5 protein-coding genes are annotated in these 6,113 nt (G+C 71.5%); all 5 read left to right on the forward strand.

What is annotated here, in order from left to right:
• Positions 1-2,125: translation initiation factor IF-2 (gene infB, locus AOK15_RS22205; RefSeq protein WP_107099478.1), on the forward strand; the 2,125-nt coding region annotated here is incomplete at its 5' end.
• 254 nt (positions 2,126-2,379) lie between these two features.
• Entirely contained in the window at positions 2,380-2,673 is a 294-nt protein-coding gene (locus tag AOK15_RS22210; protein WP_055519610.1) for a DUF503 domain-containing protein, read from the forward strand.
• Positions 2,674-2,746: 73 nt separating this feature from the next.
• A complete protein-coding gene (rbfA, locus tag AOK15_RS22215) occupies positions 2,747-3,193 on the forward strand; it encodes a 30S ribosome-binding factor RbfA (protein WP_055519612.1) in 447 nt (148 codons plus the stop codon).
• Positions 3,190-4,104: a tRNA pseudouridine(55) synthase TruB gene (truB, locus tag AOK15_RS22220; protein WP_055519614.1), complete on the forward strand. Its 915-nt coding sequence runs from the start codon at positions 3,190-3,192 to the stop codon at positions 4,102-4,104. The genes rbfA and truB overlap by 4 nt, the downstream gene beginning before the upstream one ends.
• 292 nt (positions 4,105-4,396) lie before the next feature.
• On the forward strand, positions 4,397-6,113 hold a 1,717-nt coding region (locus tag AOK15_RS47115; RefSeq protein WP_240508545.1), incomplete at its 3' end, for a serine protease.

Consider the following 6,113-nt stretch of genomic DNA (forward strand, 5'->3'; position numbering starts at 1 on the left):
CGGTGGTGGCGGCGGCGGTCGTCCGGGTGGCGGCGGCTTCGCCGGTCGTCCCGGTGGCGGCGGTGGCGGTTTCGCCGGTCGTCCCGGTGCTCCCGGTGGTGGCGGCGGTTTCGCCGGTCGTCCCGGTGGTCCGGGTGCGGGCGGCGGCGGTCGTCCCGGCTTCGGTGGCCGTCCCGGTGGTCCGGGTGCCCGGGGTGGCACGCAGGGCGCCTTCGGTCGTCCCGGCGGTCCGGCGCGTCGTGGCCGTAAGTCGAAGCGGCAGAGGCGCCAGGAGTACGAGGCCATGCAGGCCCCGTCGGTCGGCGGCGTGATGCTGCCTCGCGGCAACGGCGAGTCCATTCGCCTGTCGCGCGGTGCGTCCCTCACCGACTTCGCGGAGAAGATCAACGCCAACCCGGCGTCGCTCGTCGCGGTCATGATGAACCTCGGCGAGATGGTCACCGCGACGCAGTCCGTCTCCGACGAGACGCTCCAGCTCCTCGCCGACGAGATGAACTACACGGTTCAGATCGTCAGCCCGGAGGAGGAGGACCGCGAGCTGCTCGAGTCCTTCGACCTGGAGTTCGGCGAGGACGAGGGCGACGAGGACGACCTGGTCGTCCGCCCGCCGGTCGTCACCGTCATGGGTCACGTCGACCACGGTAAGACCCGACTGCTCGACGCCATCCGCAAGACGAACGTCATCGCGGGCGAGGCCGGCGGCATCACCCAGCACATCGGTGCCTACCAGGTCTCCACCGAGGTCAACGAAGAAGAGCGCAAGATCACCTTCATCGACACCCCGGGTCACGAGGCGTTCACCGCGATGCGTGCCCGTGGTGCGAAGTCGACCGACATTGCGATCCTGGTCGTCGCGGCCAACGACGGCGTCATGCCGCAGACGGTCGAGGCGCTCAACCACGCGAAGGCGGCCGGCGTGCCGATCGTCGTCGCGGTCAACAAGATCGACGTCGAGGGCGCCGACCCGACCAAGGTGCGCGGTCAGCTGACCGAGTACGGCCTGGTGGCCGAGGAGTACGGCGGCGACACGATGTTCGTCGACATCTCCGCCAAGCAGGGTCTGCACATCGACTCGCTGCTCGAGGCGGTCATCCTGACCGCCGACGCCTCGCTCGACCTGCGGGCCAACCCGAACCAGGACGCGCAGGGTATCTCCATCGAGTCCCGCCTCGACCGCGGCCGCGGTGCCGTGGCGACGGTCCTCGTCCAGCGAGGCACGCTGCGGGTCGGCGACACGATGGTGGTCGGCGACGCGTACGGCCGCGTCCGTGCCATGCACGACGACAACGGCAACAACGTGCTCGAGGCGGGCCCGGCGACGCCGGTGCAGGTCCTGGGTCTCACCAACGTCCCGGGTGCGGGCGACAACTTCATCGTGGTGGACGAGGACCGTACGGCCCGTCAGATCGCCGAGAAGCGCGCCGCCCGTGAGCGCAACGCCGCGTTCGCCAAGCGCACGCGCCGCGTCTCGCTCGAGGACCTGGACAAGGTGCTCAAGGCCGGCGAGGTCCAGCAGCTCAACCTCATCATCAAGGGTGACGCTTCTGGTTCCGTCGAGGCCCTGGAGTCCTCCCTGCTCCAGCTGGACGTCGGCGAAGAGGTCGACATCCGCGTCCTGCACCGCGGCGTCGGTGCGGTCACGGAGTCCGACATCGACCTGGCGATGGGCTCCGACGCCATCGTGATCGGCTTCAACGTGCGCGCCGCCGGGCGTGCGCAGCAGATGGCCGAGCGCGAGGGTGTGGACGTTCGCTACTACTCGGTCATCTACCAGGCGATCGAGGAGATCGAGGCGGCCCTCAAGGGCATGCTCAAGCCGGAGTACGAAGAGGTCGAGCTCGGTACGGCGGAGATCCGCGAGGTCTTCAAGTCGTCCAAGCTGGGCAACATCGCGGGTGTTCTCATCCGCTCCGGCGAGGTCAAGCGGAACACCAAGGCCCGCCTCATCCGCGACGGCAAGGTCGTCGCGGAGAACCTCAACATCGAGGGTCTGCGTCGCTTCAAGGACGACGTCACCGAGATCCGCGAGGGCTTCGAGGGTGGTATCAACCTCGGAAACTTCAACGACATCAAGGTGGACGACGTCATCGCGACGTACGAGATGCGGGAGAAGCCGAGGGCGTAAGCCCGAGGTCCATGCCGGCCGGGGGTGCTTCGGGCACCGCCGGCCGGTGTGGCCGTTTTCCGGGGGCTGGCGCCCCCGGGTGGCGAGTAACACCCCACCCAGCCGCACTCGCCAACGCACCCGCACCCCCCGACCCACTGGGCGCCCGATATCCCGTCGAGCCGCACCGCGGGTTCGGGGTACGGTTCAGATGTTCCTGCCCGGACACGGCGCAGGCCATCTACCCCGGCCCGGCGGGTTAACCGGCTACACACATGTACGTGGGGACTCTGTCCTTCGACCTCCTGCTCGGCGACGTACGGTCGCTGAAGGAGAAGCGCTCCGTCGTCCGCCCGATCGTGGCCGAGCTCCAGCGGAAGTTCGCGGTGAGCGCGGCGGAGGTCGACCATATGGATCTGCACCGCCGGGCCGTCATCGGGCTGGCGGTTGTCTCCGGTGACACGGGGCACCTGACCGACGTACTGGACCGGTGTGAGCGGCTGGTCGCCGGTCGTCCCGAGGTGGAACTGCTCTCGGTCAGACGGCGGCTGCACGGCGGCGACGACTAGACCGGTCGCGGAGCCGGATCGCAGGACAATTCAAGAAACAGCGGTAACGCAGAACGAGCTAGGAGACGGACCAGTGGCCGACAACGCGCGCGCCAAGAGGCTGGCGGACCTCATCCGAGAGGTGGTGGCCCAGAAGCTGCTGCGCGGGATCAAGGACCCGCGGCTCGGCTCACACGTCACCATCACGGACACCCGGGTCACCGGGGATCTGCGGGAGGCGACCGTCTTCTACACGGTGTACGGGGACGACGAGGAGCGGGCTGCGGCCGCCGCCGGACTGGAGAGCGCCAAGGGCATCCTCCGTTCCGAGGTCGGCCGGGCGGCGGGCGTGAAGTTCACGCCGACCCTCACCTTCGTGGCCGACGCCCTCCCGGACACCGCCCGCACCATCGAGGACCTCCTCGACAAGGCGCGGACCTCGGACGCCAAGGTGCGCGAGAGCGCCTCGGGCGCGAAGTACGCCGGTGAAGCCGACCCGTACAAGAAGCCGGGCGACGACGAGGACGACGCCGCCGAATGACCCAGCAGCGCCAGAAGAGCACCACGCCCGACGGACTTGTCATCGTCGACAAGCCGTCGGGCTTCACTTCGCACGACGTCGTCGCCAAGATGCGAGGCATCGCACGGACCCGCCGGGTCGGGCACGCGGGCACCCTGGACCCCATGGCCACGGGTGTGCTCGTCCTCGGTGTCGAGAAGGCCACCAAGCTCCTCGGTCATCTCGCGCTCACCGAGAAGGAGTACCTGGGCACCATCCGGCTCGGGCAGACCACCGTCACCGACGACGCCGAGGGCGAGATCACGGCGTCGGTCGACGCGTCGAAGGTCACTCGCGACGCCGTCGACGCCGGGATCGCCAAGCTGACCGGCGACATCATGCAGGTGCCGTCCAAGGTCAGCGCCATCAAGATCAACGGGGTGCGCTCGTACAAGCGGGCCAGGGACGGCGAGGACTTCGACATCCCCGCCCGGCCCGTCACCGTCTCCTCCTTCGCCGTGTACGACATCCGGGACGCGGTCGCCGAGGACGGCACCCCCGTCCTCGACCTGGTGGTGTCGGTGGTGTGCTCCTCCGGGACGTACATCCGGGCCCTCGCCCGTGATCTGGGCGCCGACCTCGGTGTCGGCGGTCACCTCACCGCCCTGCGCCGGACCCGGGTCGGTCCGTACAAGCTGGACTCGGCCCGGACTCTCGACCAGCTCCAGGAGGAGCTGACCGTGATGCCGATCGCCGAGGCGGCCGCCGCCGCGTTCCCCCGCTGGGACGTGGACACCAAGCGAGCCCGGCTCCTGCTGAACGGCGTGCGCCTGGAGATGCCCGAGGAGTACGCGGGTGCCGGCGCCGTCGCGGTCTTCGACGCCGACGGTCGCTTCCTGGCCCTGGTGGAGAACCTGAAGGGCAAGGCCAAGAGCCTGGCCGTCTTCGGCTGAGGGCCGGAGAGTCCGAGGGCCTTGGGCGCGCTGCGGGCCCGGGAACCGGGGTGGGGGTCCGGTGGAGCGAGCGTGGAGCGACGGTCACGGGGTGTGCTGTTCCCGCCGCTCCACGGTCCCCCCTCGGTTCCCCCACTCAGAGGTGTATCCATCCGCCCACGCCTATTCACCCCTTCGTGCAGGCGCTCGGAGTGAACCGAGGGAGCGGAGGGGGGCGCGTTCGCGGAGCGGTCTGTCCTGCTGATCTTCGCTTGCCTACCGTCGGAACAGAGGTACGACGGGGAGGTCAGGGATGGCGGTACGGGGCCGTCGGGCGACGGGTGACGGCCGGGCCGCGCGGGACGAGGTCCTGGTGCGGGTCGTCGATCCTGCGGGACGGCCGCGCGGCACGGGCTTCGTGGCCGATCACCACGGCACGGTCGTCACCAGCCACGAGGCGGTGGACGGGCTGGCCCGGATCGTGCTGCACACCACCGGGGACCGCACCTGTGTGGTGACCTCCGACGCGGTGACCCCGCTGCCCGCCCTCGATCTCGCGCTGATCCGCACCGAGGGGCTCTGCGTCGATCCGCTGCCCTTCTCGCTGAGCCATGAGGCCGAGGTCGGTGCCTATGTCCGCATCGCCGCCGGCGGCTGGCGCGAGGCCCGTGTGCTGGGCACGGCGGACGTCACCTACACCGCGCCGGACGGCTTCCATCTCCTGCCCGGTGCCCTGGAGTTGGCGATCGGGACGGCGGGCAGCGAGGCGTTGCGGCCGGGCGGGGGAGCAGCCGGCGGGCCCGTCCTCGACATGACCACCGGGACCGTGGTGGGAGTCCTCGGCACCGCGCTGGAGGCACCCCACCGGTCCACCGGCTTCGCCGTACCCCTGCGCGGATGGCGGGCCGTACCGCCGCTGGCCGACCTCCTCGCACGCAACGCGGCGACCGTCCCGGCCTACGGGGCGGATCTGAACCTCGCCGGGGTCCTGGAGCTGACGGCCACCACGGTGGGATCCGACGGGCCCCGACCGCCGGCCGGGCCCACCGCGTCGGCCACCGCGGAACCCGTCGAACGCGCCGCATGTGTCCGGGAGTTCGCCGACTTCACCGACGGACCGGCTACCGTCCTCGGGCTCGTGGGGGCGCCCGGCAGCGGTCGTACGACAGCACTCGCGGCGCTCGCCGCCCGACGCGCGCGCGGGGCGGAGCCCAGCCCGACGTTGTGGCTCCGGGGCGCCGACCTCCTCGCCGACGACGGGTCGGTGGCCGAGGCGGCACGACGGTCACTGGAACGGGCGGGGCGGATCGTGGCCGCGTCCGGTGCGTCTGGTGCGTCCGGTGCGTCCAGCGGGTCCAGCACGTTCACTGTCTCCGCCGCGTCCGCCGGTATGGGTGCTTTCACCACGCCGGTCGATCCGTTCGGTACGGTGGCCGACCCGTTCGGCTGTGTGGCCGAGCAGCCGGTGGCGGGCGGGCGATACGACGGTGCGTTGGGGGACATCCGGCCGGAGCGGCTCGCCCGGCTCGCGTCGGAGGAGGGGCGGCCGTTGCTGCTTCTGCTTGACGGGCCCGAGGAGATGCCACCCGCCCTCGCGCACCGGCTGGCGGAGTGGACCGACGGCACGGTCGCCTGGCTGCGGGCGAACGGTGCGCGGCTCGTGGTGGCGTGCCGGGCCGAGTACTGGGAGCAGGCGGGAGCGCGGTTCCCGTCGGAGGCACTGCACAGGAGTCGGCCGGAGGGCGAGGGGGCGTCGCTGCCGCCGTGCGTACGGCTGGGTGAGCTGACCGAGGGTGAGGCGCGTCGGGCGCGGCTGCGGTACGGGATCCCGGAGGAGGCGCTCGCGGGGGCCGATGCCCGGCACCCGCTCACCCTGCGGCTCCTGTCGGAGGTACGGGCGGCGCTGCCGGAGCGGGGCGCCGGGCGGCACGGCGGGGATGGCGCCCCAGCCGGACCGCCCGGACCGCCCCGACCGCCCGGACCGCCCGGCGCGGACGGGCCCGCGGGTGCGGGCGGTCGGGGCGGTCCGG

The organism is Streptomyces ossamyceticus, assembly GCF_001418475.1.
GTDB lineage: Bacteria > Actinomycetota > Actinomycetes > Streptomycetales > Streptomycetaceae > Streptomyces > Streptomyces ossamyceticus.

Coding starts and splice junctions, on each gene's coding strand:
- AOK15_RS22210 (WP_055519610.1), top strand. CDS start 2,380: ATGTACGTGGGGACTCTGTCCTTCGACCTCCTGCTCGGCGACGTACGG.
- truB (WP_055519614.1), top strand. CDS start 3,190: ATGACCCAGCAGCGCCAGAAGAGCACCACGCCCGACGGACTTGTCATC.